This is a genomic window from Paraburkholderia nemoris (genome assembly GCF_905221015.1).
Lineage (GTDB): Bacteria > Pseudomonadota > Gammaproteobacteria > Burkholderiales > Burkholderiaceae > Paraburkholderia > Paraburkholderia nemoris.
Genome location: NZ_CAJNBO010000047.1, coordinates 13,242 through 40,128, shown reverse-complemented (window position 1 = coordinate 40,128; position 26,887 = coordinate 13,242). Strand labels below are relative to the sequence as shown.

The 26,887-nt window shown below is 62.5% G+C and carries 31 protein-coding genes; 22 read left to right on the top strand and 9 right to left on the bottom strand.

The window, feature by feature from the left end; all coding sequences use genetic code 11:
• The 19 genes from KHO33_RS38930 to KHO33_RS38840 all read left to right on the top strand — a co-directional run.
• The coding region (locus KHO33_RS38930) for a fimbria/pilus outer membrane usher protein (protein ID WP_200568289.1) at positions 1-832 on the top strand (832 nt) is incomplete at its 5' end.
• A gap of 530 nt (positions 833-1,362) precedes the next feature.
• Entirely contained in the window at positions 1,363-1,902 is a 540-nt protein-coding gene (locus tag KHO33_RS42445; RefSeq protein WP_234480931.1) for a fimbrial protein, read from the top strand.
• Between the two features lie 129 nt (positions 1,903-2,031).
• Positions 2,032-2,298 (top strand): hypothetical protein, encoded by a 267-nt coding sequence (locus KHO33_RS38920; protein ID WP_200568288.1) that lies wholly within the window; start codon positions 2,032-2,034, stop codon positions 2,296-2,298.
• Between the two features lie 103 nt (positions 2,299-2,401).
• Complete coding sequence (locus KHO33_RS38915; protein ID WP_200568287.1) at positions 2,402-2,923, top strand: fimbrial protein; 522 nt, start codon at positions 2,402-2,404, stop codon at positions 2,921-2,923.
• A 15-nt stretch (positions 2,924-2,938) separates the two neighbouring features.
• Entirely contained in the window at positions 2,939-3,250 is a 312-nt protein-coding gene (locus KHO33_RS38910; RefSeq protein ID WP_200568286.1) for a hypothetical protein, read from the top strand.
• 23 nt (positions 3,251-3,273) lie between these two features.
• Positions 3,274-3,654, top strand: coding sequence for a hypothetical protein (locus tag KHO33_RS38905; RefSeq protein WP_200568285.1), 381 nt, complete (start codon positions 3,274-3,276; stop codon positions 3,652-3,654).
• 72 nt (positions 3,655-3,726) lie between these two features.
• A complete protein-coding gene (locus tag KHO33_RS38900) occupies positions 3,727-4,239 on the top strand; it encodes an OmpA family protein (protein WP_200568284.1) in 513 nt (170 codons plus the stop codon).
• An 11-nt stretch (positions 4,240-4,250) separates the two neighbouring features.
• The gene (locus KHO33_RS38895) at positions 4,251-5,423 is read left to right on the top strand and encodes a peptidoglycan DD-metalloendopeptidase family protein (RefSeq protein ID WP_200568283.1); all 1,173 of its coding nucleotides are present in this window, start codon (positions 4,251-4,253) and stop codon (positions 5,421-5,423) included.
• A 107-nt stretch (positions 5,424-5,530) separates the two neighbouring features.
• Positions 5,531-6,577: a DUF937 domain-containing protein gene (locus KHO33_RS38890; protein ID WP_200568282.1), complete on the top strand. Its 1,047-nt coding sequence runs from the start codon at positions 5,531-5,533 to the stop codon at positions 6,575-6,577.
• 59 nt (positions 6,578-6,636) lie between these two features.
• A complete protein-coding gene (locus KHO33_RS38885) occupies positions 6,637-7,383 on the top strand; it encodes a DUF2968 domain-containing protein (RefSeq protein WP_200568281.1) in 747 nt (248 codons plus the stop codon).
• Positions 7,384-7,507: 124 nt separating this feature from the next.
• On the top strand, positions 7,508-8,494 hold the full coding sequence (locus KHO33_RS38880; RefSeq protein ID WP_200568280.1) for a M23 family metallopeptidase: 987 nt from the start codon (positions 7,508-7,510) through the stop codon (positions 8,492-8,494).
• A gap of 85 nt (positions 8,495-8,579) precedes the next feature.
• The gene (locus KHO33_RS38875) at positions 8,580-8,849 is read left to right on the top strand and encodes a hypothetical protein (RefSeq protein ID WP_200568279.1); all 270 of its coding nucleotides are present in this window, start codon (positions 8,580-8,582) and stop codon (positions 8,847-8,849) included.
• Between the two features lie 82 nt (positions 8,850-8,931).
• The gene (locus KHO33_RS38870; RefSeq protein WP_200568278.1) at positions 8,932-9,423 is read left to right on the top strand and encodes a bactofilin family protein; all 492 of its coding nucleotides are present in this window, start codon (positions 8,932-8,934) and stop codon (positions 9,421-9,423) included.
• Between the two features lie 164 nt (positions 9,424-9,587).
• Positions 9,588-10,286 carry a response regulator transcription factor gene (locus tag KHO33_RS38865; protein ID WP_200568277.1) on the top strand — a complete coding sequence of 233 codons (699 nt, stop codon included), beginning with the start codon at positions 9,588-9,590 and terminating at the stop codon, positions 10,284-10,286.
• A gap of 77 nt (positions 10,287-10,363) precedes the next feature.
• Positions 10,364-11,737: a FecR family protein gene (locus KHO33_RS38860; RefSeq protein ID WP_407946218.1), complete on the top strand. Its 1,374-nt coding sequence runs from the start codon at positions 10,364-10,366 to the stop codon at positions 11,735-11,737.
• A 396-nt stretch (positions 11,738-12,133) separates the two neighbouring features.
• Complete coding sequence (locus KHO33_RS38855; protein ID WP_200568276.1) at positions 12,134-14,719, top strand: autotransporter outer membrane beta-barrel domain-containing protein; 2,586 nt, start codon at positions 12,134-12,136, stop codon at positions 14,717-14,719.
• 400 nt (positions 14,720-15,119) lie between these two features.
• Entirely contained in the window at positions 15,120-15,548 is a 429-nt protein-coding gene (locus KHO33_RS38850; RefSeq protein ID WP_200568275.1) for a hypothetical protein, read from the top strand.
• A gap of 698 nt (positions 15,549-16,246) precedes the next feature.
• Entirely contained in the window at positions 16,247-17,260 is a 1,014-nt protein-coding gene (locus KHO33_RS38845) for a fimbrial protein (protein ID WP_200568274.1), read from the top strand.
• A gap of 66 nt (positions 17,261-17,326) precedes the next feature.
• On the top strand, positions 17,327-17,488 hold the full coding sequence (locus tag KHO33_RS38840; protein WP_200568273.1) for a hypothetical protein: 162 nt from the start codon (positions 17,327-17,329) through the stop codon (positions 17,486-17,488).
• 16 nt (positions 17,489-17,504) lie between these two features.
• Here the strand turns inward: KHO33_RS38840 and KHO33_RS38835 are convergent, their stop codons facing one another.
• A complete protein-coding gene (locus KHO33_RS38835) occupies positions 17,505-18,236 on the bottom strand; it encodes an IS6 family transposase (protein WP_200568272.1) in 732 nt (243 codons plus the stop codon).
• A gap of 809 nt (positions 18,237-19,045) precedes the next feature.
• On the opposite strand from KHO33_RS38835, the gene KHO33_RS38830 reads away from it, so the two are divergent.
• From KHO33_RS38830 to KHO33_RS38820, 3 genes are all read left to right on the top strand, one after another.
• Positions 19,046-19,276 (top strand): hypothetical protein, encoded by a 231-nt coding sequence (locus tag KHO33_RS38830; protein WP_200568271.1) that lies wholly within the window; start codon positions 19,046-19,048, stop codon positions 19,274-19,276.
• A 94-nt stretch (positions 19,277-19,370) separates the two neighbouring features.
• Positions 19,371-19,646, top strand: a complete 276-nt coding sequence (locus KHO33_RS38825) for a phage tail sheath C-terminal domain-containing protein (protein ID WP_234480930.1) — start codon at positions 19,371-19,373, stop codon at positions 19,644-19,646.
• Between the two features lie 18 nt (positions 19,647-19,664).
• The gene (locus KHO33_RS38820) at positions 19,665-20,027 is read left to right on the top strand and encodes a phage tail tube protein (protein WP_200568269.1); all 363 of its coding nucleotides are present in this window, start codon (positions 19,665-19,667) and stop codon (positions 20,025-20,027) included.
• Positions 20,028-20,470: 443 nt separating this feature from the next.
• On the opposite strand, the gene KHO33_RS38815 is transcribed toward KHO33_RS38820, so the two are convergent.
• From KHO33_RS38815 to KHO33_RS38780, 8 genes are all read right to left on the bottom strand, one after another.
• Positions 20,471-21,088 (bottom strand): hypothetical protein, encoded by a 618-nt coding sequence (locus tag KHO33_RS38815; protein ID WP_200568268.1) that lies wholly within the window; start codon positions 21,086-21,088, stop codon positions 20,471-20,473.
• 347 nt (positions 21,089-21,435) lie between these two features.
• Positions 21,436-21,939: a hypothetical protein gene (locus KHO33_RS38810; RefSeq protein WP_200568267.1), complete on the bottom strand. Its 504-nt coding sequence runs from the start codon at positions 21,937-21,939 to the stop codon at positions 21,436-21,438.
• On the bottom strand, positions 21,899-22,138 hold the full coding sequence (locus tag KHO33_RS38805; RefSeq protein ID WP_200568266.1) for a type II toxin-antitoxin system HicB family antitoxin: 240 nt from the start codon (positions 22,136-22,138) through the stop codon (positions 21,899-21,901). Before KHO33_RS38805 ends, KHO33_RS38810 begins: the two co-directional genes overlap by 41 nt.
• Before the next feature lie 379 nt (positions 22,139-22,517).
• Entirely contained in the window at positions 22,518-23,756 is a 1,239-nt protein-coding gene (locus tag KHO33_RS38800; RefSeq protein WP_200568265.1) for a lysozyme inhibitor LprI family protein, read from the bottom strand.
• 103 nt (positions 23,757-23,859) lie between these two features.
• Positions 23,860-24,084, bottom strand: a complete 225-nt coding sequence (locus KHO33_RS38795) for a hypothetical protein (protein ID WP_200568264.1) — start codon at positions 24,082-24,084, stop codon at positions 23,860-23,862.
• Positions 24,085-24,207: 123 nt separating this feature from the next.
• On the bottom strand, positions 24,208-24,381 hold the full coding sequence (locus KHO33_RS42440; protein WP_234480929.1) for a hypothetical protein: 174 nt from the start codon (positions 24,379-24,381) through the stop codon (positions 24,208-24,210).
• Between the two features lie 342 nt (positions 24,382-24,723).
• Complete coding sequence (locus KHO33_RS38785) at positions 24,724-25,341, bottom strand: hypothetical protein (RefSeq protein WP_211629286.1); 618 nt, start codon at positions 25,339-25,341, stop codon at positions 24,724-24,726.
• Positions 25,342-25,430: 89 nt separating this feature from the next.
• Complete coding sequence (locus tag KHO33_RS38780; RefSeq protein ID WP_407946217.1) at positions 25,431-26,582, bottom strand: sterol desaturase family protein; 1,152 nt, start codon at positions 26,580-26,582, stop codon at positions 25,431-25,433.
• Between the last annotated feature and the right edge of the window lie 305 nt (positions 26,583-26,887).

Below are 26,887 nucleotides of genomic sequence, written 5' to 3'. Positions count from 1 at the left end.
CCAGACGCAGCTGCAGACCATGGTCTCGGGGGCGCTGGGCGAGAACAGCGAGCTGTCCTATGGCGTCACGGCGAACCACGCCTGGGGGGGCGACACGTCGTCGACCACCGGTGGCAGCGCCAACGCGCTGTACCGCAGCCCGTACGCGCAGTTCTCGGGCACGGTCGGCGCAGGCACCGGCTACTCGCAGGGCTCGCTCGGGATCAGTGGCGCGGTGGTGGCGCACCCCGGCGGCGTGACGCTGTCGCAGCCGCTGTCGGACACCTTCGGCATCATCGAGGCACCCAATGCTGAGGGCGCACACGTGACCAACGCGTCGGGCGCGCAGGTGGACAGTCACGGCTATGCGGTGATCCCGTACCTGACGCCGTACAGCATGAACACGGTCGAGCTGGATCCGAAGGGGCTGTCGACCGATGTGGAGCTGCAGGAGACGAGCCAGCAGGTGGCGCCGCATGCCGGGGCGATCGCGCTGCTGAAGTTTGCGACGGTCTACGGGCGCTCGGCGGTGATCGAGGTGCGGCAGGCGAACGGCACGCCCCTGCCGTTTGGCGCCACGGTGCAGGACGACAGCGGCAAGGACGTCGGGGTGGTGGGCCAGGCCAGCCGCATCTTTGCGCGCGGGCTGCAGGATAAAGGCAACCTGACGGTGAAGTGGGGCGAGGACAGCGGCTCGCTGTGCCACCTCAGCTACGACCTGCCGGTGCGAAAGAAGGACAGCCCGTCAGACAGCTACCAGCAGATCGAGGCCACCTGTACGGCAGCGGCCGCGTCCGCCGCCGTGCCGTCGTACGCCCCCAAGGTGATGGTCAGAAGCGGAGCCGCCAAATGAACCCGAACCATCTCGTACAACAGATGATCACCGGACAGGTCGGTCCGATTCACGCACGTCTCAACACGAAAATGACGAAAAGAGTCATCCGGTATATTGTTTCACTATGCTATTTCGTTGTCGCCCTCGGCGTAGCTCCGTCTTTTGCGACTTCGTACAATTACTCTCTCACCGCAGTTGCCCAGAGTCCCGGCACAATTCAATTGAATCCCACTACCCCCATTGGTGGAATACTGTGGCAGGGGACTGTGACGATAACCAGTACATCCGGGACTGTTTACTCGTATACGCAACCCGGGGGCTTTAACGGTGCCAACACAGCTCAGGCTCCCTTCGCAACTTCAATATCTGGCGTTGGCCTGCAAGTACGGTATAACCCGCCCGGACAACCTGGTACCGGGGCATGGTGGAATGCCGGGGGAGCTCTCGGGGGTACCGCGATTGTTGGAGGCACGTTAGATATTCAACTAATCAGGACCGCATCGACCATTGGCAGCGGGGCACTCGGTGGGACCATCGGGAACTGGACTATGAACGAGATTAATACTCAGACCTGCGACCCCGCCTGTAGGGGCAATATTTACGACAGTTCGGTGACCTTTACATTTTCAGCTTCAGTTCAGGCGACCATGGTGCCAACATGCTCGCCTGCCACGTCGTCGATTAACGTGAATCTTGGCAGTAATATTCTCCTGACAAGCTTCAAGGGGGTGGGGACGACGACGACGGCCGTTCCATTCACTATCTCGCTGAACTGCTCAGGTGGTACCGGTGGAACTGCGAACATCTCTACCACGCTGACGGACAACACCAATCCGGCCAACAGGGGGACTACGCTCTCGCTTGTCCCGGGCTCGGCCACTGGTGCGGGCATCCAGGTACTCTACGGAAGCACGCTCATCAGCTACGGCGCTGACTCCAGCGCGGCCGGCAACGCCAACCAGTGGTACGCCGGTTCGTCCGGTAACGGAACCTTCGGCATTCAGCTGACGGCGCGCTATGTCCAGACGGGCCCGGTCTCGGCCGGCTCCGCCAACGGAAAGGCCACCTTCACGATGAGCTACCAGTAACGGTGGAGCCTGACTGATGCGACCGCGAATCTTCTACTGCCTGCTGCCTTACGGACTGGGTGTCCGCTTTCGGCCTTCTCGATCCTCTATCTGCAAGCCGCCGCCGGACGTAGTGCTGTCAGCAACTGCGTGGACGCGACTTCGGCCAGCGGACAATACCGTGCTGCCGTGTGCCTTACCGGCGGTCACACTGACAACATGCAACTGGGGGCGCAGATCTGGTCGATCCGTACCGGCGAGTTGCTCACCGAACACCCATTTGACGCCGCCGTGTTTGCTGAACCCACCTTCGCTCCGGATGACCGGAGCGCGGCTTTTAGCAGCGGTGGGCCGCACCCTTATGTCGTCGCGCTGCCGCCGTCGTGGTTCGACCGCTTGCGGGAAAAATTACCTTGATGATGGTGTGTCAACGCGCAACACCGATACCAGCCTGATCATGGCGTTCCGTATTCCGTGACTGATCTTTTTGATGCTGGTTTTAACCTGGACGCATCCTTCAATGAAAAAGAACCTGCTATTGTTTCTCTTGGCCGTCACCTCCCTCGCCGCGCTCGCACCGGCCGCACACGCCTATGACGGCACGATCAATTTCACCGGTAATTTCGTCGCCCCGACCTGCACAATCAACAGTGGTTCGCCCAACCTCACGGTGACCCTGCCCACGGCGTTCACCACGTCGCTGGTCAGCGCTGGCCAGACAACCGGGAAAATTTCATTTTCCATCAAACTGACGCAGTGCTCCGGAAGCACGGCGACGGCCTACCTTTCTGGTTCGACGGTGGATACGGCGACCGGTCACCTGATCGTCTCCGGCGGTGCGACGAACGTGGAAATCGGCCTGCTGAACAACGAGTCGCAGCCGATCGTGGCCAGTGCGGCCGCGGGCTCGCAGAACGTCGATGTGGTGAATATCAGTAGTGGCAGCGCTACCCTGAGCTTCTACGCCCAGTACGTTGCAACGGGCAAGGTAACCGCAGGCGCGGCCAATTCGAGCGTCCTGTACACCATGATCTATCAGTAACGGCGGACCTGACTGATGCGACCGCCCATCTTGTCCCGTCTGCTTCCCTACATACTGGGGATGCTGCTTTCGGCCTTCTCGGTCGTGTACCTGCATGCCGCCGAACAGCGCAGCGCCGCCCGCACCTGTGTGAACGCGGCGTCCGCCAGCGGGCGCTACCGCGCCACAGCGTGTCTGCCCGATGGTCGCGCGGGCGACATGCGGCTGGTCGCACAGGTCTGGGCGACCCGCACCGGCGAGCTGCTGGCCGAACGCCCGTTCAGTGCCGCCGTCCTGGTTCGACCGCCTGCGGGCGAAACTTCCCGACTGACCCTGACCTGGCTGTGAGAATCAACAAGGAAACCGGCGCGATGCACCCGATATTCGCAAACACCTTCGGCGGCCTGTCCCGGGCGTATTACATCCGGCAATGCCTGTTTGGCCTGATCTTCCCGGCCATGCTGGTGCTCGCCTTCACCCAGTCGCCGCAGCACGCAAGCATGCCCGCCGCACTGGCTTTCCCGCTTGTCGTCAATACGCTGCTCTACCCCTACTCGCGCTTCGTGTACGAAAGCATCGTCAGGTATGTCACTGGCAACCACCTGTTTGTCGTGAACGCGTTCCTGCTGCTGTTCGTGAAGCTGGTGACGATGGCCCTGTGCTGGTCGATGGCGCTCTTCCTGGCGCCCGTGGGCTTGGCGTGGCTCTATTTCCATCACACCAGGGCGGAAAAACCTGCTCTGCCCCGGTAAAGCCGGGGCGATGAGTCTGGCGGCCTGCCGCCCACAGGATGACATGAAGGATCAGATGAGGACTGCTGCACAATGAAACTGAAACACCTTGCAACTTTAACCATTGCCGTGACGCTGGCATCGATGCTGGGCGCCTGCGCCTCCCCCCTGGACCGGAATGCGGAGGAGGCGAAGAACAGGTCGGTCGGCCTGGCGGTGTCGCCGGTCGACAACGGCATTGAGGTCACCCTGCCCGAATCCGTGCTGTTCGCGTTCGATGAATCCCGTCTGCGCGGCGATACCGCCGCGGTGATCGCCCGCGCCGCGGTGCTCGTGAACCGCAGTACGAAGCCGGTCCAGGTCAACGGGTATACCGATAACACCGGTACGCGCGAGCACAACCAGCGGCTCTCCGAGGAACGGGCGGACGCGGTGGCGCGGGCCCTGATCGGACGGGGCGTGGCGCCCGGGCGGATCCGCACGAAGGGACTCGCCTCGGACCACCCGGTGGCGTCGAATGACACCGACAGCGGGCGCGCGCGTAACCGCCGCACGGAAATCGTGGTGGTCGGCGAGAGCGTCGAGACGCTGATGGGACCGCAATGAGGCGCGCCGTGATGGCAGCATGGGCCGGCGCCTGGATCATCGGGGTGGTGGGCGGTTGCGCGGTACCGGCACGGGCGGATGAATCTGCGAATGAAGCCGCCGCGAACACGATCGGGGTGGCGTCCGTGCCGGACAACGCACCGCAGTCCGCCCGGGCCCAACCCGCCGCCGAGCCGGTCGAACTGGGGATCTATGTGGTGGCGCAGCCCGGCGACACGCTGCAGGGTCTGGCGCAACGTCACGCCTGTACGGTCGCCAAGCTGCTCGCGTGGAACCATCTGAAGCCGGGCGCGCAGCTGCAGCCCGGGCAGCCGCTGCGGGTCGCGCCGCTGGACGCATCCCGGGCGGTCATCGCAGGCAATGGGGATCCCCCGCAACCTGGCCCCTCCGGCCTCCCCGGTCGTTTTTCTCACCCACGACTGATTGCCTCACCCGGGCCGGCCAGCGCCATCGCGCCTGCGCAGCCCGGTGCGGCGCAGGTGCCGGAAGGCGTCGCACGCGCCAGTGAGGCGTCCGCCGCCGTGCCCGCGAGCGCACTACCCCTCCCGCCTGCCGCCGTCATGCAGGCCGCGCAGCGTGGACGGGCGGACGTGGCCCGGCCCGAATGGGCATGGCATACAAGACGGACCTGGACGATGGATCCGGCCTCGACGCCTGGCCCGAACCTGCCGGAGCTGTCTCGGGAAGACGTCCCGGCGCCAGCCAGTCCAGGCAAGGCAGGAGGAGCTGTGGCAGCCGCAATTGCGTACGCCGGTCCGGGCGCCGCCGTACGCGGGTGCGACACACCGGCAACCCAGGCCACGCCCGGCGCCGTGTGCGGGTCCCTGGCCTGGCCGCTGCACGGCCGGGTTGTCGAGTCCTGGCGGCCCGGACACAACCGGGGTATCGGGATCGCGGGCAAGGCCGGCGAGGCGGTGCGCGCGGCGGCGGACGGCCGCGTGATCTATGCGGGTGCAGGGCTGAATGGATACGGCAGCCTGATCCTCGTGCAGCACAACGCCCACCTGCTGACGGCCTATGCGCACAGCGGCAGGCTGCGGGTGCGGTCCGGCGACGTGGTGAAACGGGGGCAGGAACTGGCCGAACTCGATGCGGCCCGTGGCGATTCTGTGGCGTTGATGTTCGAGGTGCGTCGCGATGGCCTGCCGGTCGATCCGATGGGCTGGCTGGCCAGTCCCGGCTGAGCCATCGCAAAAGGTGCAGGCGGTTCACACGCGTTCAGGCGTAAGTACGTACGGGTGGCGGCGGCCTGTGCAATGACGGACAAGGGAAACATGACGAGGGACCTGTATTGAAAAACATTGATCTTGCCCAGGCGGTCAGTTCGGCGTTTGCTCGGCCCATCAGCGAGCCGCTGCCGGAGAAATTCGGCCTACCGCCAGAACTCATCGAACGGGTGACTGCCCGGGCCGCGCCGCTGCTGATCGCGGCGCTCAGCGCCCGGTCCACGATGCCCGGGGGCGCGGTCGCCCTGTTCTCCGCGATCATGTCGTCCGACGCGAATGCGCGTATCGCCGAGCAGCTGGACGGGCTGTGCATGATGACCGCGGGCCTGAAGGATCTGGAATCATCGGGCGATGCGCTCATGATGCGCGCGACGGGCTGCCGGATCGCGGCCCAGGGTGACCGGATCGCCACCGAGATCCGGGTGCCGTCGCAGGCGGTGCACGGACTCACCGGGATGACCGCGGCCGTGCTGTTCGGGGTGCTCAAGCACCATGTGCTGCTCGAACAGGGCGATGAAAGCCAGTTGACGGCCCTGCTCGGCCAGCAGTGGGCGACGTTGCAGGGCCACCCGGTGCCGACGCTCGTGCAGTCCGTGCCGCAGGGCGCTTCTGCCTCTGTTTCTCCGGGACCATCCGCTGCGGGGAGTTCGGGCCCTGCCGCAAGATCGGGTCAACCCGCCGCGCAGACGCAGGCGCCGGATCAACCGTCGCCGGCCGCCCTGGCCGTCCGGAGCCTGGCCGCCGAGGTATCGGTCACGCCGCAGGGCAGCGCCGCCAGGCCATCGCAGGCGCGGCGCAGAGGGGTGTGGATCCTGTTTGCCGTGCTGGCAACGGTACTGGGCGCGCTGTTCGCCTACGGCAGCCGCCATCCGGGCGTGACCGCGGTGAGCGGGCATGACCAGGCCGGGCTGCTGCCCGAAGTGGGGAGCGGCCCGGCGGCGCCCCCTGCCGGGCCCGCGACGGCGACGGCCACAGCGACGGTGCCGGAACCGGATGCCGCGACGGCGGCCGTGCCCGAGGTCGCGCCGGCCAGCCCGCTCGCCCCGGCAATTGACGCGCAGGCGTCAGGGGCGGGGACGCAGCCGTCAACCGGTACGGCCGCGCGACCCTGATGACCGAAACCAGTGCGTCAGACCAGCGTGCCTGACCGCGAGCTATGAAGCAGGAAGCCATGAAACTTTTTAACCGGTCCGCGATGGCGTCCGTCGATGGGCTGCTCCGCCTGATGCCGGGGGCGGATGCCGGGGCACCCATCGCTGAACGGTCCTTCACTGAAGGGCCCGCCGGTGATGACGTGCTGGCGCGTGCGAGCGGGCAGCCCGGGCCGTCCGGCCCGGTCCTGCCCGCTGCGGCGTTGCGTGCGGCGGTGGTCAGGCCCGCGCCGCCCGAAGAGCGGGCCCTGCGGATGGCCGATACGGCTGACTTCGAGGCGCTGAAGGCGCAGCAGGCGCTCGCGTCGTTCCGGACGTTCCAGAGTTTTGGGTATTCGGTCAACCTGCTGTTTCACGCCAGCGAGGTGACCTGGTATATCGCGCTTTACCACGATGGCACGCTCTGGCGGGTGCTGAAGACCCCTGAGCTTGACGCCGCCAGAAGCACGTTCCGCCATCTCCAGGACGAGGCGATGTGCCTGGCCGACGAAGAAATGCTGCGTGCGCAGCTCGAAGCCCAGCAGGCCCACCTGGCGGACCTGGCCGGGCAGGCGCAGGTGCAGGCGCAGCGCCTGCGTGCCGACATGGAGCACACGGCGGCGCTGGAGCGTGAGCTCATGACCCGGCAGCAGCAGATCCGCAAGGAGATCGCGCAACTGGGCGCCGGGCGCGGCGTCGCCCGGATGCAGCTGGACCGGATCCACCGGCAGGTCCGCCAGCTGGACGCGGCGCACAATGAAGGGGTGCCCCGTCAGCGGGGGGGCTGACGGGGCGCCGCCGTGCCGGCAGCGGGAACAGGACAGAGGTAAACAGGAAGCCGCGAGGAAGCGGCGACCGGCCGATGGCGCGTGGCGACATGGGCGCCGGTCAGCAACATGGAGAAAATGATCAATGTTATCCGTATCGAGTTCAAACAGTCCTGAAAGAGGTGAACCGCTCGTGGTCCTCACGCGCCGGGCGGCGCTGGGCAACATCCTGGCGGCCGCGGGGGTATCCTCCGCCCTGGCGCTGGTGGCGGGGGACGTGATCGGCTCGCGTCTGCCCGCGCATGACGTGGCGGGCGCGCCTTCTGACACCCCCGCTGGGCGGGATGACGCGATGGCCGAACTGGACCGGCTCAATGTGTCGGTCGCGCAGATCGAAGCTCGTCTCGCGCGTCTGGCCGCACAGGTGAGCGGGTTGCACGCGTTCGGCGCACGTCTGGCCGCGCCGGAGGTCACGCCGGCGCCGGCCTTGCCGCCCACACACGCGTGCGGTGAGGGCTGCGACGGTGAAGGGGGCCCCGCCCTGCCTCCAAAGTCCTGTGCGCGAACGCAGACGGGCCAGGTGGGTGCTGCCGCAGTCCCCGACGTCCTGACGATGCAGCAGCAGGTTGACTGCATCGCCGTGACGCTGTCCGTGCTCGAACAGGCCATGATGGACCACGAAGTGGCTCTCGCGGCCTATCCCGGGCGCGTACCGGTCGACGGCGCCCGCTTCGGCTCGCCATTCGGCAACCGCATCGATCCGTTCACCCACCAGCTCAGCTTCCATCCGGGCGTCGATCTTGTCGCCCCCAGCGGTACGCCGATTCTGGCCACCGCGGGTGGCCGCGTGATCTTCGCCGGCCCGAAAGGCGGCTACGGCAATGCGGTGGAAATCGATCACGGCAACGGCTTCGTCACCCTTTACGGCCACGCCTCGCGCGTGCTGGTGCACGAAGGCGGGCTGGTGCTGCCTGGCGAACACATCGCCGATGTGGGCTCGACTGGCCGTTCGACCGGTGCGCATCTGCATTTCGAGGTGCGGGTGAACGATACCCCTCTCGATCCGGCCGGCTACCTCGCGCTGTTTGCTGCCCATCCTGCGGCCGGGCCTGCTGCGCATCCTCATGGCTGAGCGCCGTCCAGCCCGCGATGCGCGCCGTCTCTCAACGCGTGCGTATGCGCCGCAGCCCGTGCGCCCGCCTGCCATGAGGCTGGGCATGCGGGTGGGCGTGTGTGTGATCTGTCTGGTGGCCGGCGCGAGCGCGATGTACGGCTACCTGCAGTACGGCCCCGGGCTGCGCGGGTTGTACGCGGCGCAGTGGCAGGAGGGCGGCGGCCGAGCAGAACTCTCGCGCATGCGGCTCGCGCTGGTGCAGGAAGCGGCGTCGCGCGCGGCCGCGCAGAAAGCCGCGGAGGCATGGGCGGCGGAAGTCAGCCGGCTTGAGGTGGCCCTGCGCTTCCTGCACGAACACGGGGCGTCCCGCTGACCGGGCCGCCCCGTGTTCGTGCGGGTTGATTTTTTTTACAAACGGTTCAACACGTTTTTTTATTTCCCGGTCAAGGATCGTCATGTTCAGCAGGAAAAAAACCACAGCGGGTATTCACCAGAAGACGCTCACCACCCTGATCGCACAGGATATGCACATCCGCGGCGACGTTGAATTCAGTGGCGGTCTGCGCCTGGACGGGCAGGTCCACGGCAACGTCACCAGCCAGGCCGGCAGCCAGTCGCTGCTGGTGCTCAGCGAACGCTGCTCGATCACCGGCAATGTGCATGGCTACGATGTGATCGTCAATGGCACGATCGTAGGCGACCTGATCGCCGATCATTTTGTGGAACTGCAGCCCAACGCGCGCGTGAGCGGCAACATCTGCTACCAGCAGTTGCGCATGGATTGCGGAGCGTCGGTGGAGGGCAGGCTGATGAAGCGCGAGGCGGCGCAGGTGGACGTGGCCCACGACAGTGCAGCCGATGCGCCGGAGCACGATGCATCGCCGGGCCGAACCGGAGCGGAACCGGACCTGGGTGACCATCCCGGTCCGCGCCTCTGCGCAGGGTAAGGGGGTATCGGGTGGGCGCCGCCAGTCGGCTACCGCCGGGCGGTGTTTCGCGTCCGGCGCCGGGGATTCTGCTTCGCCCTGGCGACGGGGTGACAGGGGCCTGCCAGCAGGCGGGTGTCAGGGATGAACACGAGATGAACAGCGGGATGGCGTTGGAAAATCCGATGAGAATTGCCGTGCTGGATGATGATCCGGCCCAGACCGATCTGGTCTGCCAGACGCTGTCCGGCGCCGGGCATATCTGTCATGCGTACAGCGGGGGCCGCGCGCTGGTGCAGCAGTTGCGCACCCAGACGTTCGATCTGCTGGTGCTCGACTGGAACGTGCCGGACCTGTCCGGCGAGGAAATCCTGCACTGGGTACGCCGCAGCCTGCCCGGGGTGTTGCCGGTGCTGTTCATCACCAGCCGCAGCGGCGAGGGCGACGTCACCTCGATCCTGAACGCCGGGGCGGACGACTACCTCATCAAGCCGGTGTCGCCGGACATGCTGCTCGCGCGCGTGGGAGCGCTGCTGCGCCGCGCGCATGCGTCCAGCGGCAGCGCATCCCGGCAGGAATTCGGCGCTTACGGGTTCGACCTGGACGCCCGGCAGGTGACAGTGCGCGGCGCAGAGGTTGCGCTCACGCAGAGGGAATTCGACCTCGCGCTGCTGCTGTTCCGGCATCTGGGGCGGCCGCTGTCGCGCCTGCATATCCAGGAGGTGGTCTGGCAGCTGGCCACCGAAATTCCGTCGCGCACGATGGACACCCATATCTCGATGCTGCGCACGAAGCTGGCCCTGCGCCCGGAAAACGGCTACCGCCTGACCCCGATCTACGGCTTCGGGTACCGGCTCGAGCGCATCGGCGGGGAGGACCGGTGACGGTGCCCCTTGCGATGCCAGCGCCGGCGACGCTGTGGGCCCATATTGCCCTCATTGCCCGTATCGCGGCGCGCCCGATGATTGCGGCAAGCCTGCTGGCGGGGACCGTACCGTGCCTGGCGGCGGCTCCCGGTCCACGGCCGGTCGCCACCGTCCCTTACGTGACGGTATCGGGCGACACACTCTACGCGATTGCCGCGCGCTACCTGCGCGATCCGCGCGACTGGGCCGCACTCAGCCGCCTGAACCGGATACCCGCGCCACGTCGTCTGGCCGCGGGCATCGGGCTGCGGCTGCCGGCAGCGCGGCTCAGGCAGGAGCCGGAATCCGCGCGGGTGATCGCGGCGAGCGGTCCGGTTGAGCATGCGTGCGGCACGGCGCCGTACACACCGCTTTCGTCAGGCATGATCCTCGGGGAGGGCGACCGGGTGCGCACCGGCCTCAACGGTTTCGTGACGCTGGAGCTCACGGACGGCTCGCACATGACGGTGCCACAGAACAGCCTGGTCGGGATCGGCAGGCTCCGCCAGACGGTGCTGACAGGCGCCACGGATCGGGTGATCGGCCTGCAGCAGGGCGAGGTCGACAGCGAGGTCACGCACGCGGCGAAGAAGGACGACCGCTTCCAGATCCGCTCTCCCTCGGTGGTGGCCGGGGTGCGCGGCACGCGCTTTCGGGTGAGGTACGGGGTGGCTGAAGCGCAGACCGCCGTCGAGGTGCTGGACGGCGCGGTGGGCGTCGACGCGGCAGCCGCCCCCGCCCCGGCGCCCGGTGTGCCGCTGCAGGCGTCCGCGCAGCTCGTGACGGCGAACTTCGGCAGCGTGACGCGCGCAGGTGGTGGCATGGACAGCGGCATCGGCGACCCGGTCGCGCTACTGCCCGCTCCCGCGCTGGCCGATCCGGGCCGGACCCAGGACGGCAAGCAAGTGGCCTTCGATCTCGTGCCGGCCGGCGCGATGACTGGTGCAGCGGGCGGCTATCGCGTGCAGGTTGCGCGGGATGCGGACCTGCTCGACCTGATCCGCGACCGGCACGTGAGTGCACCACACGCGGACTTCAACGACCTGCCCGACGGCACGTACTTCGTGCGGATTTCGGCGATCGACCGCAACGGGCTCGAAGGGCAGTCGCAGGCATATGCATTCGAGCGCCGCGAGTTCGACCTCAGCGCCGCAGCCGAGCCGCATGCCGGCGGGCGCGACTACACGTTCCGCTGGTTCGCGGGCCGGCCAGGCCTCCAGACGCGTTTCCGGTTCGTGCTGGCCGCGACGCCCGATCTGCGCCGCCCGCTGGTTGACCAGCCTGACCTTGAGACAGACCAGATTGTGGTGACGGATCTGCCCCCGGGCGTCTATTACTGGAGCGTGACCGGCGAGCAGTTTGATAACGGCCGGTTTTACGAAAAGGCCAGCGCCGTGCGCTCGTTCACGGTTGCTGGCCAGGACCCATAGCAGTTGTGCCGGGGTTGCAACATCAGGGCAAATCGGGTATGCAAACCTGCCGGTTTGTCTCTATCGTATGAATATCGCGACAGGGGCATGGATCGGGTTGGCTGGCCTGCACGCCGGGCCAGGCAGGATTGCCGCCGCATCATCCTCAGCGAAACAGTCCGCCGCAGCTGGCGGAGCAGGACAGCAAGCTGAAGCACACAGGTCGGATCGGGAATTCAATCGGGGACAGCCATGAAACTATCAGCACCTGCAATAACCCCTGCCCGCGTGCCGGGCACAAAGGGCACCACCCGACCGGTCACCACGGTGCGCAGGCCAGCCATCAGCGGAGTCGCCGCAGCCCGGTTCCGTCACCGGACACGGCCGGGTCGTCCGGTTCTCCGGAAAATTGTGCTCATGACGGTGCTGGCTTTTGCGGTCTCTGCGGCCCACGCACAGGCGATCATCGACAATGTCGGCGGTTCCGGCTGTGCGGCCTGCACCACAGGACTGGTCACCGTGCCGGGCAACCAGGCTTCGCCGTGGAACACAGGCAGCTACCTGTATGTCGCATTTGGCGGCAATGGCGAACTGGATATCGGGGCGGGCGGTGCCGTTAACAGCATCAGCCCAAGTGGCGCTGTTATAGCGGCCAATCCTAGTGGCGTTGGCGTCGTTAATGTAACCGGCGCGGGTGCGAGCTGGACGGTTGGTGGGAATGGAGTCCTCACCGTTGGGTTCGACGGCAATGGAACGTTGACCATTGCAGATGGAGGCACCGTCAACGGTTCAAGCAGCCCCGACACTTACGTAGGTCAAAACGCAGGCAGTACTGGCACGGTCACTGTAACGGGGGCAGGGTCAACCTGGACGGTCAACGGGGGTCCCCTTGCTGTTGGATTTAATGGTAGTGGAACGTTGATTATCGCAAATGGAGGAGCTGTCAGCAGTTCAAGCGCCTACCTTGGTGAAATGGCAGGCAGTATTGGCACGGTCACTGTAACGGGGGCAGGGGCGACCTGGACGGACACTGGTGTCCTGTATATCGGATACATTGGTTCAGGCACGCTGACCATCGCTGAACAGGGGCAGGTTTCAGCCACCGGGGGAGTGACGATCGCGCAGAGTGCAGGTTCTACCGGCGCTCTCATCATAGGGGCACTCGCTGGCCAGCCTGCAGTAGCTCCGGGAACACTGGATACGCCGACCGTGAGGTTCGGCGGCGACACCGGCGACATCGTGTTCAACCACACCGACACGAGCGGCAACTACACTTTTGCGCCCCCCATCAGCGGCACCGGCGCGGTCGATGTCTACAGCGGCGAAACCGTCATGACGGGCGCCAGCACCTATGCCGGCCCTACCACGATCCATGGCGGCACCCTGTCGGCCGGCGCGACCAACGTCTTCAGCCCGAACTCGGACTATGCTGTCCAGGCCGCCGGTGCGCTCAACCTGCGCGGCAACAGCCAGACGCTCGCCAGCCTGACCAACGCCGGGCTGGTCAGCATGGGCTCCGGCACCACGCCCGGAACCGTGCTGACCACGGCCACCTATGTCGGTCAGGGTGGCACCATCGCCCTGAACACCGCTCTCGGCGCGGATAACTCCCCCTCGGACAGCCTGCTGATCAACGGCGGCACTGCGACCGGCACGACCGCGCTGGCGGTGACCAACATCGGTGGCGCCGGGGCGCTGACGACGGCCAACGGGATTCCGCTGGTCCAGACCACCAACGGGGGCACCACGGCCGCGGGCGCCTTCACGCTTGCCGGGGAGGTGCGCGGCGGCGCTTTCGACTACTTCCTGTTCCAGGGTGGCCTGGCTGGCAGCGCCCCGAACGACTGGTTCCTGCGCTCGGCCTTCACCGTGCCGGGTTCGCCCAGCATCCCGGGCCGACCGCCGGTCACCCCCGGCCAGCCGCCGCTGATCCCGGGCCAGCCAGAAAGCCCGATTTTCCCTTCCGATCCGCCACCCGCCGCGCTGCCGCCCGGCACCTATCCGATCATCGGACCGGAAATCGCCACCTACAGCGTGGTGCAGCCGGTTGCCCGGCAGATGGGCCTCACCACGCTCGGCACGATGCATGAGCGCATTGGCGACACGCTGACGGAGGCGCAAGGAGCGACCAGCAACGACGGCTGGGGTCGCGCCGGCTGGGTGCGTCTGTTCGGCCAGCAGATCGACAACCGCTATCAGACCTTCACCGATGCGCGCGCCAGCGGCTCGCTACTCGGTTTCCAGGCGGGCGTCGACCTGTGGCGCGGCAGCTTCCTGCCGGGCCATCATGACGCCACCGGCGTGTATTTTGCCTATGGCAACAGCAACGTCGATGTGAACGGCCTGGTCACCAATGCGCCAGCCACTGCCTATGTGCTGGAGCACACCGGCTCACTGAATCTTGATGCGTATTCGGGGGGCGCCTACTGGACCCACTACGGCCCGGGCGGCTGGTATGTCGACGCGGTATTCCAGGGCACGTACTACGACGGCCACGCGAGCACCCAGTACGCCCGGCTGCCGGTCAACGGGTCGGGCTTTGCCACCTCGCTGGAAGCGGGTTACCCGGTGCCGTTGCCCCTGGGGCCGGGCTTTGTGCTGGAGCCGCAGGCACAGGTGATCTGGCAGCATGTCGGACTGAATCAGGATAACGACGGGCTGGGCCCGGTGGACCTGGGCTCGACCTCGGGCGTAAGCGGCCGGCTGGGTGTGCGGGGGCAGTGGACGGTCACGCGTGCGAACGGACAGGTGTGGCAGCCGTACGTGCGGGCGAACCTCTGGCGGGACTGGGGTGCGCAGGCAACGACGACGTATGCCGGAGTCGATCAGGTGCCGGTGGTCGGGCAGGCGACCCGGATGGATGTCGCCGCGGGCGTCACGGCGAAGATCGATACCCGCATGAGTGTGTACAGCCAGTTCGGCTACCAGTTCTCCGTCAACTCGTCAGCCAGCGGCAGCCGCAAGGGTGTCTGGGGCGATATCGGCGTGCGGTATCTCTGGTGAGGGTTCCAGCCGGGACCGGGTAGCAGCAGCCCCGCCCCTGCCCGGCCATCCAGGCAAGCCCACGCGAGCGCGGCTCACGGGCTCACCCCGCATCAGCCCGCCCCTGCCGGATTCGCGCGCGGTGGGCCCTACCTATGCCCTAAAACGGTAGAAACGCTCCGCTATGCACAACCCGAAAATCCCGCGAAGGCCCACCTGGCGGACCTCGCGGGATGCTACACCGCGCCGGTCAGAATCCCCCTGTGCGGGGATTTGTATAGTTCTCCTCGGTGTACTAGAGTTCGTTTCGTCAATAAAATCAGCGACTTGAGTTCGTTTGAGACCGCAACGGTTCGTTAGAGTTCCTTAAGGTTCTTGTCCGAAAACTGTCCGAAGAACGAAATTTATTGCGAGGTGTTCCATGACGAAAGAACGTATTAACCGCGACCTGATCACGCGTCTGATCAAGGACGGCACGACCGACAAGCAGCGGGACATCTACGACGACCAGATTACCGGCTTCGGTGTGCGCATCATGCCGCGCGGCAGGAAAGCCGCGAACGCGCCCGCCATCAGCTTCATCTACCGCTGGACTATGCCTGACGGTAGCCAGTCCCGCGTCACGCTCGGCAAGGTAGCGCACGGCATGGACGCGAAACGCGCCCGCGAACTGGTACTGGAACAGATCCGGCGCACCGACCTGTCCACCGATACCCAGGCGGTGCGTGTCCTGAAGCACGAACGGCGCGTCGCGGACAGAAAGGCGCTGGCCATGCCCACCGTGGTCGAATACCTCGACGGCGACTATCGTACCTACTGGCTCGGTGCGACGCAGGGCTTTGTCAGGTAGTCTACCGCCGCCAACCTGACAAAGCCGTGGCATGCCTTCGGTCTGGCAGTGCCGCCGACGGGGGTCTTCACTTTATAGGTGTTGGGAAATTTTCTGCCATCCGGAAATTTCATTTGAACACTTTCGCAACTGGCATGTTTAGCATTCAAGATTTTCGTTAACGAAGTGACGCGTGACCTTTCATCACCCGATCAAATGTCCCATTTCCGGATGCAATTTGCACAGGGGGCAAAAATGCGACCCGTCTGGTCCTGTCCGTCGAAATATCAGACAAACCCGATACCAATGGTGGACTCGTAAACTTATAGTTGAACCGAAATACCAGCCCGTCAGGTGGCTGCGCGTTGCGCTCCGCACGGATGGGAAATCGGCGGGCGTGCTGCCTGGAGGGGGGACGAACAAAACTTGGTATGGTCAATAACCAGACTTCCGCTGCCTGCGAGAACATGCCGACGCCGTGCTGCTGTTCATCCACGATCCGTGCGCGCCGCGCGCATGTCAAAAGTCAAACAGAAAATAGCCGGTTGCTTACGTACGTTTGACTCTCGAGGACGCCGAAAATTTCTGCGTCATCTGCCCCAGTCTCGACACTCTGCGCAAGCAAGGCTACGGCATGCTCCACGTCTTACGTCGCGCCTTTGCCGACGATCCTATTGTCCCTACCGCATAGCTGCTGAACAGTTACCATGACAGTTACCATGATGAAAAAATTACTTCAACTCTGGCTGCTCGCCGTCATCCTTGCCGGGCCGGGCCGGGCTTGGGCACAGTGCAGCGGCGCTGTTGGCGGCTTACCAAGCGTAATATCTTTAAGCCCCGCCAGCACCACCGCGAATGTTGATCCCAATGCACCGCTTGGAACGATCATTGCATCCGGCGGCATAAGTTGGAACTTAGGGAACGTCAGTTGCACCACAAGCGGCACCTTGAGTATAGCTAGTACAACCGGCTCGCCGCTAGGGCCGTATAACACCTATCCGACCAATGTTCCAGGCATAGGAATCACAATCGCCTGGGGTTCAGCCCAAACCACTTACTGGCCAACCTTGCCTTATACGGCAGGTACGGTGATTACTTACGGCAATAACGGGGGAGTAACCGCACAGTACATCAAAACCGGTCCCATTCCACTGGGGTTAAATACGATTTCGGGGGAAGTAGGTGCGGTTTTCGCACCGAATATTAGTTCGAAAATAGTATCCTTCCAGTCGAATCAACAATTTTTTCTATCCAACCCCACATGTACGGTGGCAACGCCGTCGATTTCGGTACCTCTTGGCGCGATTCCCCTGAGCCGGTTCACGGGGCCCGGTTCGACAAGCCCAGCAATGCCGTTGAGCATTCTACTGCATTGTTCGGGCGGCACCGGTACCGGCATCGGTAACGTCTCCGGCAGCAGCACGGTTAACGTCGCTGTCACGCTGACGGATAACACGAATCCAGCCAACTTTTTGAACACCCTCACGCTGACCCCGGCCTCTACCGCAACCGGACTGGGCATCCAGGTGATCAATCCAGCTAGCGGGAGCGTCATTAGCTACGGCCCGGACTCAAGCGTTGCAGGCAACACCAACCAGTGGTCCGCCGGTGCAGCCCAAAACGGCACGTTCACCATCCAGCTGACGGCGCGCTATATCCAGCTTCCGACGGCGTCCAAGGTGACGCCCGGCACAGCCAATGGCATTGCTACCTTCACGATGAGCTACCAGTAACGGCGGTCACGTTGGGACGGAGCGGAAACTCCCCGTCCTGCAACCTGCCCATCCCGGACCTGCCTGATGCAACCGCGAACCTTATCCCGCCCGCTTCCGTACGTGCTGATGCTCCTGCTTTCGGCCTTCTCGATCGTGTACCTGCATGCCGCCGAACAACGCAGCGCCACCCGCACCTGTGCGGATGGCTTTGTCAGGTTGGCGGCGGTAGACTACCTGTCTGGCTAGAGCGTAGTTATCCTTATTAGATAGTTTTCTGAGACGCGGCAGTGACAGTCCAATCATGCCATGTGACGAGGCGTTCCTGGAGTACGGCACGATGACATGCCGCATTCATCCGATGTCTGGGCAGCGCGAAGTGCTGCCGGATCAGGCCAAAGCATGAGAGAAACGCTTGCGTGCGACGCGCGTTGCGAAAGCCGCACATCTGGCGTTCGCGCCTGCGGGTCGGCTGGTGGCTGTTCTCGGCACGGTTGTTCACACGTGCGGCCGCCTTGACGAAAACGTGCTTTACATGAGCGAGATCAGGAATGTCAGCCTTCGCCGCCGGATAGCTGCGTAACTGGTCGGTCACGATCTTGCGCGGCACCGGGTTTGAACGCAGCACCCGCCGGAAGAAGCGCTTTGCCGCGGCCTTATCGCGCCGCTTTTGCACCAGCACATCGAACTCAGCACCGTGCTCGTCGACCGCTCGCCACAACAGATACGGCTCGCCGCGCAGCGTCACGAACATCTTGTCCAGATGCCATATGCTGCCCGGTCTGGGCCGCGCCGCTTTGGCGCACCAGGCGAATCCAGCGCCGAATTTGTCGCACCAGCAACGGATCGTTTCGTACGTGACCACGATACCACGCTCGAGCAACAACTCCTCGACGTCGCGCAGGCTCAGGCTAAACCGGAAATACCACCGAACTGCGCAACTGATGACGACGGCAGGGAAGCGGTGACCGTGATAAAGCGATTTCGTTTTCTTCATCACTTCATTCTACTGCCGTATCCCCATCAACCTGACAGTGCCGGGGGCCCTTCTGCTGGACAATCGCTCGGCCCGCTCTGCTCGTCGTGATCGGTCACGTCTCTCTCGAAAACCTGCATCGTCACGGGCCTGGCTGATGCGCCATACGCTGTATACCCGCGTCTGTCGGTTAAGCCTGAGTATTCCAGAGGCGGCACAGTGCAAAGCACTAACCTGTATGGGAAGCCGGTGACAGGGCGTCCAAACTGATCTATATATTGCATCTGTTCGCCATTTGGTCCACGTCCAATCCGTGGACGCAACAGGGCATCATCGGGTTTGAGTTCGTAAGGCAGGGCAAACCTGGGCGTACGGCCCCGCGAATCTGTCCAACCGAGCCAGACCTTCTTTCTGTCAGTCACGAATGGCAGGTCGTGCGTCACGCTTAGCGCAAACCGCGCATTTGGCATGGCCTTGCCGTCAGAATCGCGCAACGTGTAACGATAGTGATAGCGTCCCCATCCGTGAATGGTGCCCGCATCAACATGCGTTACGGGTCCCATACATGCGGCTGCGATGAAACAGAAGCGTATCGCGCGAGACATAGGATTTCGATCCACGTTATCTACCAGAGTATCAGCCATAGCCAGCTAGCTGTGATCAGCACAAAAAACGCGCCGGCAAAAGCGCCGCGCAAATGGAGGCAAAACACGCAGCAACGAGTATGGCTGATTTGGAGAATCCATCCCGCGGGTCCATGTTACCGGCAAGCGTATCGGCCCCCTCTCAAAAATTATCGCGTGCATCGCCTGAGCTCTTCGCGCCCCCTCATGAAACCGGATTATCCGCACATCGCCACGCGCCTGTTCAACGTGCCGCTGGCGATCAAGCCTGGCAAGATCGAGATCATCATGGCGGCGCTGGCCGACCGTTTCGGCCTCGCGCGGCTCTTCCATCCGGGTGGCGAAGTCGTGATGCTCGACGGCGAATTCGCCGCGCACGAGCCTGCGCAGGAGCGCGCCTATGAAGTCGTCGAGGGCATCGCGATCATTTCCATCTAGGGCACGCTGGTGCAGAAGCTGGGCACGCTGCACCCGTACTCGGGAATGACCGGCTATGACGGCATCCGCGCGAACCTCGCGCTGGCGCTGGCCGATGACGACGAAGTATGCGCGCCTGAAGCTCGCCGCCAATGGCACGCGCTTCGCCTCGGGCAGCGCGATTGTGGCGCCCAACATCATCCAGGCCGACGTGACCGCGAAGTACCAGGAACTGGAATTCGACGGCTACGTACAGCAAAGCGACCTGTTCGCGCAGCAGGTGATTGTTGAACAGAATGCGAACAACCCGAACCGCGTCGATTGCCTGTGGCCGGGCACGCTGATCGACCAGTTGCGCATCTTTGCGCTGCTCGCGCAGTTTCGTCTGTGACCCCCACAGGAGAATTCCATGGCTGACGAAACCAATCGTCTGGCCGGGATTGCGTATATCTCGGTCGATGGGCAGAACTACATGCTCGCGGGCGAACTGTCGTACTCACCCGCTGATGTCGAGCGTGAATCGCTGGTCGGCCAGGACCGTGTACACGGCTTTGGCGAGACGCCCCGCGCGCCGTTCATCTCAGGCTCGTTCCGCGACGCCGGCACGCTGACCGTGAAGGATTTCAACAGCATGACCAACGTGACGGTCACGCTTGAACTGGCGAACAGCAAGACGGTGATCGGTCGCAACATGTGGACCGTCGAGGCGCAGGAAGTCAAGACACCCGAGGCGACTTTCGAGGGTTTTTCGGGGAGCGTGACCGAACAGTAAGAGGTCCGCCTAAAACGGTGAAATCCCGACTGCAGGGTCGTATTTGCAGGGTTGCGGGCCATAAGGCAACTTCTGCCCGTCAGGCGGGTGTATGAGCGTGCCGTCGTCGGCAAGGAGGTGATGCTGTGCAAGGCTGGTGCAAAGTGCCCCCTGGGACATGTTGGAAGCCCTAGGGGCAGATGCAACAGCTTCAGTATCAGGCGATTTCCCGGTTTGGCCGCTGGAGCCGCCCTGTGCCCAATCGGGTGTATGAACAATGGGAGCTGGCGCGGGGACGGGAACCGTGGAGACGTGAACGGCCTGAGACAAACTATCCGTGCTGTTCGACATAGGCCGCAGGAAGGCGACCGTACCAGCGATGGTAATGGCCGCTACGCCAAGGTACAGCAGAAGCAGCCACCACGCATTCCTGCGGCTCACGTTGTCACCAGGGGCACAACTTTTCACTGGATGATTAGCGCGTATACATCCGGAGCCCAGCCATTCCCGTTGTCCAGCTTGAGTGTGCTTTGCCCTGCTGGAAGGTAAATCGAAAAATCAGTTGCACTCAGACCAAGATTGTTATTCGTGATGGTTGTGTAATAACTGGTCTGGCCATCCTGGCAGTTCACGGGAATGTTGTCATAATGCGGCTGACCGGAGGGATTTTGAGTGTCCGTAACCGGATTAACGTAATCGGTCACATAAAGCGTCCTTGAGCCGAAAGCCTTGAACGCCACCGTTCCGGTGTACCATCCGGCTGCAGGCGTGGTGATGGTCAGGTTCACATACTGGTTAACACCGATCCAGCCAATATGGCCAGTTACTGGCGTGGAACCTGTCCCGCTATCGGGAAACCTAATGTTACTGCTAACAAAATTGTCGTTGCTGTTGCTTGCAGTGGCGCCATTGTGAGCATATTCACCCTCAGGTTTAACACTGGAACCATTGAGATCCCAGCTTGCGCCCTCGCCCGCAAAATACGAATAAAAATAAGGCCCTGCCGCATAAACTGGCATGGACAGCTGGCAGCCAGTCAGTACGGATACGCAGAAAGAAAGAACGATTTTATTGATTTTCATATATCTCACGGTTGTTCGATTTTAATTAACAGGATTACGCCGGGTTATGCCACAATGATCCGGATCATTGCAAATAAAAAAATTCGATTCACATTCTCAGGCAATACACAGCACGACTGGTACCAGGGGAAGCGATATACAGAGTATGAGACGAGTCCCATATCCCTCAATGTGTTTTTGCAGCAAGTCATCGCGGGAAATTAATTTGAATTTTTATGCATCCAGCCATGCTGAAGCTTGGCGCATCAATTTCCAATCAGTTTCCCAAAGCTAATTCACTTAGTGGATTGAACATGGGGTGGAGATTGCAAGGTGCCAAGTCTGCCCGGCGCTTACGGCGTCGGATTTCAAATCAATTTCGTCTGGACATCAAAGCGCAATGTGGTTCGTCCGGTCAAGCTGCTGCTGACCCAGGCGGCCGCAATTGAACCCTGCCCGTCTGGAACACCGGGCAGGCCGTCCGAGGAGACTTTATGCCCGAAATTATTCCACTGGTCAGTCCCGTTGATGGCCTCACAGAGATAACGCTGCGCGAACCGACCGTCGATGAAATCGCCAAGGTCAATGACGATGCAACGAAGTTCGGCAACGTGCGCGCGATGAAGAACCTGATCGCGTCGATGGCGAAGATCGAGGTCGCCACCCACGGTATAGCCGTTTGCGGCGCAGAGTGCGAGCGCATCGGATGGCGCACCACCAGGAACCGGCGTGTCCAGTTGAAGAAGTGCCGTCGCGCTTTCCAGCAATGCTGCCTCGACGGTCGTACCGTGGCGCGCAGCGTACTCGCTGAGCCTGCGTAAAAGCCCGCTATCAATCGTTAGTTCCGTGTGTACTTCGTCGTCTTGTGGCATCAGCTCCCGGCTTGAGCAGGCCGTCCATCAACATACTGGCTGCGAAACAGAAAAAGGCAGATCGCGTAACACCGCGACGTTCGACCTCGGCATCAATCTCGCGTAACAGCCTGCGCTGAACGCTGATGCCAATCTTTTCCGACCCTTCCAGTTCCTCCATGTCTTCCGCTCGTGCTGCACTTCTGGTTGCCTTGCCCATCGTTGTGTCTCCCGTGTCCGAGAGCCGCACTATAACAACGCCGAAAGGCACGAAGAAATGGATAGTCCGTCTTTTTCTCCTTGTCTCACCCTAGCCACAGGTCAGACGTTTGGTATTCAGTTCTGAATACCGGACAGACCCAAAAAAAAGCGCTCATGCGCACAGTTTTTGCGCGCGGCTCAATCTTCATTTTGTCACCGGCGAACGCAAGCATGCACTGACCGGTCAGGTTCATTCCCGCGAGTCATCACTCGTGACATGCCACCGTCGCGCGCACCCGGATGGCATGGGCGCATCCCCGCTCACGAAGAGCGCCAACGTCGCACTGACAATTACCAGCTTCATCACCCAGTTAGCAGACGCGTAGCTTCCGAAGGAATTAGTTGCCGTCCAGCTGGCCGGTTTTGGCGATCTGCTCCAGGTTTACCTTCTCATCGGCGTACCAGCGCACCAGACAGTCCCTGTCATGACATGCGCGCTCGCGGTAATTCCACTCATTACGGGCATGTTCCCTGAACCCACCGGGATCGGCTGCCACCGTTGCCGCACGGGTATACAGATCCGCCAGTTCGCGATCGTCAGCAGCAAGTTCGGCGTCGGCGCATATGAGATGCTCTGCGTCCGATCGGGCCTTGGCGCAATCGAAACTGGTTTGGTAAGACGGTTCTGGAGCCGATGCGCCCGACGATAACTGCGACTGAACGACTGGTGAGGCTTGCTCGGGGGCGGGCAATGCCGCATCACCGGGTGATTGATTCGCCGCACCGGGCATGTCGTCAACATTTGATTGCCCTGCGATGGCCTGGCCAGAAGACGCCTGATCCACATTTGTTGCCGAGCTTGCGGCGTTGCTAGTGCTGGCGGCCAGGTTGGTGGAACCAGCTGGTGGAATCAGCGGCTTGCCGGTCCTCGCGTCGCTGCTGCTGAGTGAGACAGATATTGCCCCCAGAATACACAGCAGGGAAATGAAGGCCGCGAACCCAATGCTACTGCCTGCGAAACTGGCATTGGTACTGGGCAAGAGGCGCGGCGCCAACTCCCTGACTACGCACGCATCGAACTGGGTACTCGCCTTGTTGAATTCATTAAGTACTGAAGCCCTTTTGTTTCTGAACGATCTCATACCTTTATAAATGAGGACCGACGCCAACGTCATCAGCGTCAGGCCGATCGGCACATAAGCGAATAGAAGGGCGTCTCCGAGAAGCAGGATCAAAATAGCTGTTCCAAGGCTCGGGCTGGCAGAAAGATCACGCATCAGGCTTCTCATTTGCGAGGCAATTTCACGTAGCCCCCGAACGTCACCGTGATTTTCTTCGCAGATTCGCTCGGTTTCATACAACGCCTTCATAGCCTTTTGCTTTTCATTGCGCGAGATTGATCCGATATCGCACGCCAATGCTGATACTTCCTCCGTAATGCTAACTAGATGCCGCAATTTGACGATAAAGTTCGTGTGCTCTGGAAGTTCCGATGCAGCACTTAACTGTTCAAAGTGCACATAACCGCCATGCGACAGGAAGTACTCCTGCAATGCGCTGCGTATCCTTTTCTCAATTGACCTTGCAAATTCGTAGGCGGCCTGTTCCCGCTTTGAAAGACCTTCGGTGTTTGTCATGCGAAAAATGCTCCTGATTGCAACGAGTCAGACACGATCAACAAGATGGTTTATACCTACCAGCATATTGCCGGGTCGGCACGGAGCTTCGCGATCAACCCCGTCAGACACGCTGCGCCACCGTCAGCCGGGCCAGCACTTCCGCTAGTGCCCAGTCAGGGAAATGCCGCAGCACTTCCTGCGCAAGCTCGAACGTCAGGCCGCACGTATTGCCCGCTGCCAGAGGAACGGACAGATCAACGTCGCGCGTGAATCCGTAAAAACGTTCCGCTTCCCGCAGTATCTGCGTCACCACTCTGCGCATGGTGGCCTGTGCTGCAGGGGACACTTCATATCGGTCCCCAAATGCTTTCGATATCACCATATGCAGCGCAAATTCTGTCCGCGTCCGCACGTCGTTCCCAAAAAAATTCCCCACCTCGCGATCCCGTTGCCTGGACATTGTTTCTCCCTACTCTTCAGTTGGTCCGCCCAGCCCGATGGGCGACCAGTCGTCGCTCCGCAGGAAATGCTGCAGGCGCTCCCAGGCCGCGGTGTACCGGTGCGAGGGCATCAACGCCAGTTGCTGGTCATGTAATGCGAGGATCTTTTCCAGCACGCTGTGATCCTCTTCGGAAGAGTCCATCCCCGATGCTGTTCCGCTCGCCGCGAAGTTTGTTCCAATGCGGCGTCAGCTTGACGGAAAGCATCGAGATCCCGCAGATCATCTGCCGCGTCACGCATGAACCACGCGAGATAGACGACTCTCTGGAGGGTCATCGCCACGGCCAGACTGCCATGGCCGCTGCGTATCGCAGCGAGCGCAAGATGGTTTTCCAGAGACAGTGCGCGCACCCTCGCGGCAGGCAGGGGCAGCAGCATGTCCTTGGTCAGCGGCTTGCGGGTGGGCTTGCTTACGGTGCGACGGGAGGTACGGGCCATGAATGCATTGACGGTGTTGATGTACGGATAATGTCCAAAGGAATGCTCAGTAAAGGTCGGTGCGTCTGCGGGGCTTCCCTGCCTGAAAAAAAGAATACCCTAATGCGATGTCGGTGATCAGGCGGACGACCACCGCAGGTATCGCAATCAGGCAATGAATGATCATGGCCGCGATCGAGTAGCCCGCAAACTCAATCGCGCGCACCGGCATGGGCAACCTCTTTTTCCGCCCATGAAGGAAGGTGGCCCGAAGATCCGCGAGATCTCTCCAGTGGCCCTGATCTACCGACGTGCGAACCCTTGCCGGATACAGGTTCCGGCTCGCACAGCCACTTCCGAACGCCATCCACATCCGCTTCGGCTTTAATACAAGCCCCGTCGACAGCGCGATGAGATTCATGACGCCAAGGGTCGGCGAAACAAACACCGATCCGGTTCCAAGCTCCCAGGCGCTGACCTCGCCCTCTCCGATACGGCCGACACTGTAGCCAGTGATGAGATGGTGAAGGTCATGGTATTTCAGATAGCGGTGCCGTACCTCAATATTGGGCAACGGCACCAGCATGCAGCCCGTAAAGACAGGCACCATCCGCGGCCTTGAACCGACGACCGGCCCGAAGCCGCTTCTGCCGTAAAAATCGGCGAGTTCTTCATCAAGCCCCATAACTCATTTCCATAAAGGGTAGCGGGAAACACATGTGCTGTACTTCCGCATTCGCGATGGCACGGTGGCCGAGACAGGCGACCGGGCGATCACCGCCTGCGAAACGGAAAGCGCTGCTGCCGGATGAAACCATCCGGTACGTAGTCACCAACCACGCCGTACTCCTGCGGGAACTGTTTCGATGATTTCACGGCTGTGCCGAACAGATCATCGATGAACGCAAAGTGCGCTGCGTAGTTGCGGTCGATCGCTTCGTCTTCCGAGGAATGGTGCCAGTGGTGGAAATCGGGCGTGACCAGTACGTACTTCAGCGGTCCCCACGGCAGGTGGACGTTCGCATGATTGAAGACCGCCTGGAAACCAACAATGATGATGTAGGTGTCGAGGACGGCCTGGTCGAAGCCCAAGACGAACAGCGGACCGAGTACGCAGACCCGGGTACATACCAGCTCCAGGATATGTTGTCGCGAACCAGCCAGCCAGTCCATTGTCCTGACGCTGTGATGCACCGCATGAAAGCGCCAGAGAAACGGCACTTCGTGATACGCGCGGTGGGTCGCATATTCCATCAGGTCGGCGACGAGCATGCACAGCAGCAGTTGCGGAACGAACCAGATATGCTGCACGGCCTGCTGGAACCCGGCGTTAACGAGCCACCCAAACACCCGGTGCACCAGAAAATTCACCATCAGCAGCACCAGCCCGACAATGAAGTGGTTAAACGCAAAGTGAACCATGTCGGTCTGCCAGTCCTCGCGGAAGACGGGCTGTTTCCGGTAGAGCGGGAACAGCTTTTCCAGCAGCACGAAGACGGTGGTCGACGCGAGCAAGTCGAGAATGAACCAGTCGAGTCCGACGTACGGCGTGTGGTCGGGGAAATCACCAACTGGCACGCGCGAGCCGCCAAGCGCCACGGCGAGAATGACCGTCGCAAAGGCGAGTCCGTTCAGCCGCCGCCGGTTATCGAGCATGACATTTGTGAGCCCGAGCGCGCCGGAAGCTAGGAGACAGACGAACAGGATGCGTCGCATGGCGTCGGGCGAATAGAGATGCCGCAGTTCCGGTGTGGTCAGGTACTGCGGGAAACGGAAGGCGAGCACCGCCAGCAGGCACAGAAAGCTCAGTACGATGGCTAGAATGGTCGCGATCACCCCCTGCCCGAAAGTGAGGCTGCCGCTGCTGGTGAGCAGTTTGCTGGCGTCACGCACGGTTGCATCGGCGACCTGGATGACGGCCGGCAAACGCCTCCGCTCCTGGGTACTCTCCGGAGAGTGCTTAAGATTGCTCGTCATGGTTTAAACAAGAAAATACGATCCTGGTTGATGTGCGAGATGGTTCCAAGGGTCCCTTCAAGGTCGGTAAACCTTGGCCGGCGGCCGAGCACGCCCTGGTTCACCCCGCATGCGTCTCATGCTCCGCCACTATCACCGGTTTGGGCTTCGGCGAATGCGGCACACTCTGTAGCGACGTGTCCCGGATCATGCGATAAATGCGACTCGTGCCCCCGCTGGTCCCGTCGGGCAACGGTCTGCCCTTTTGCCATCCG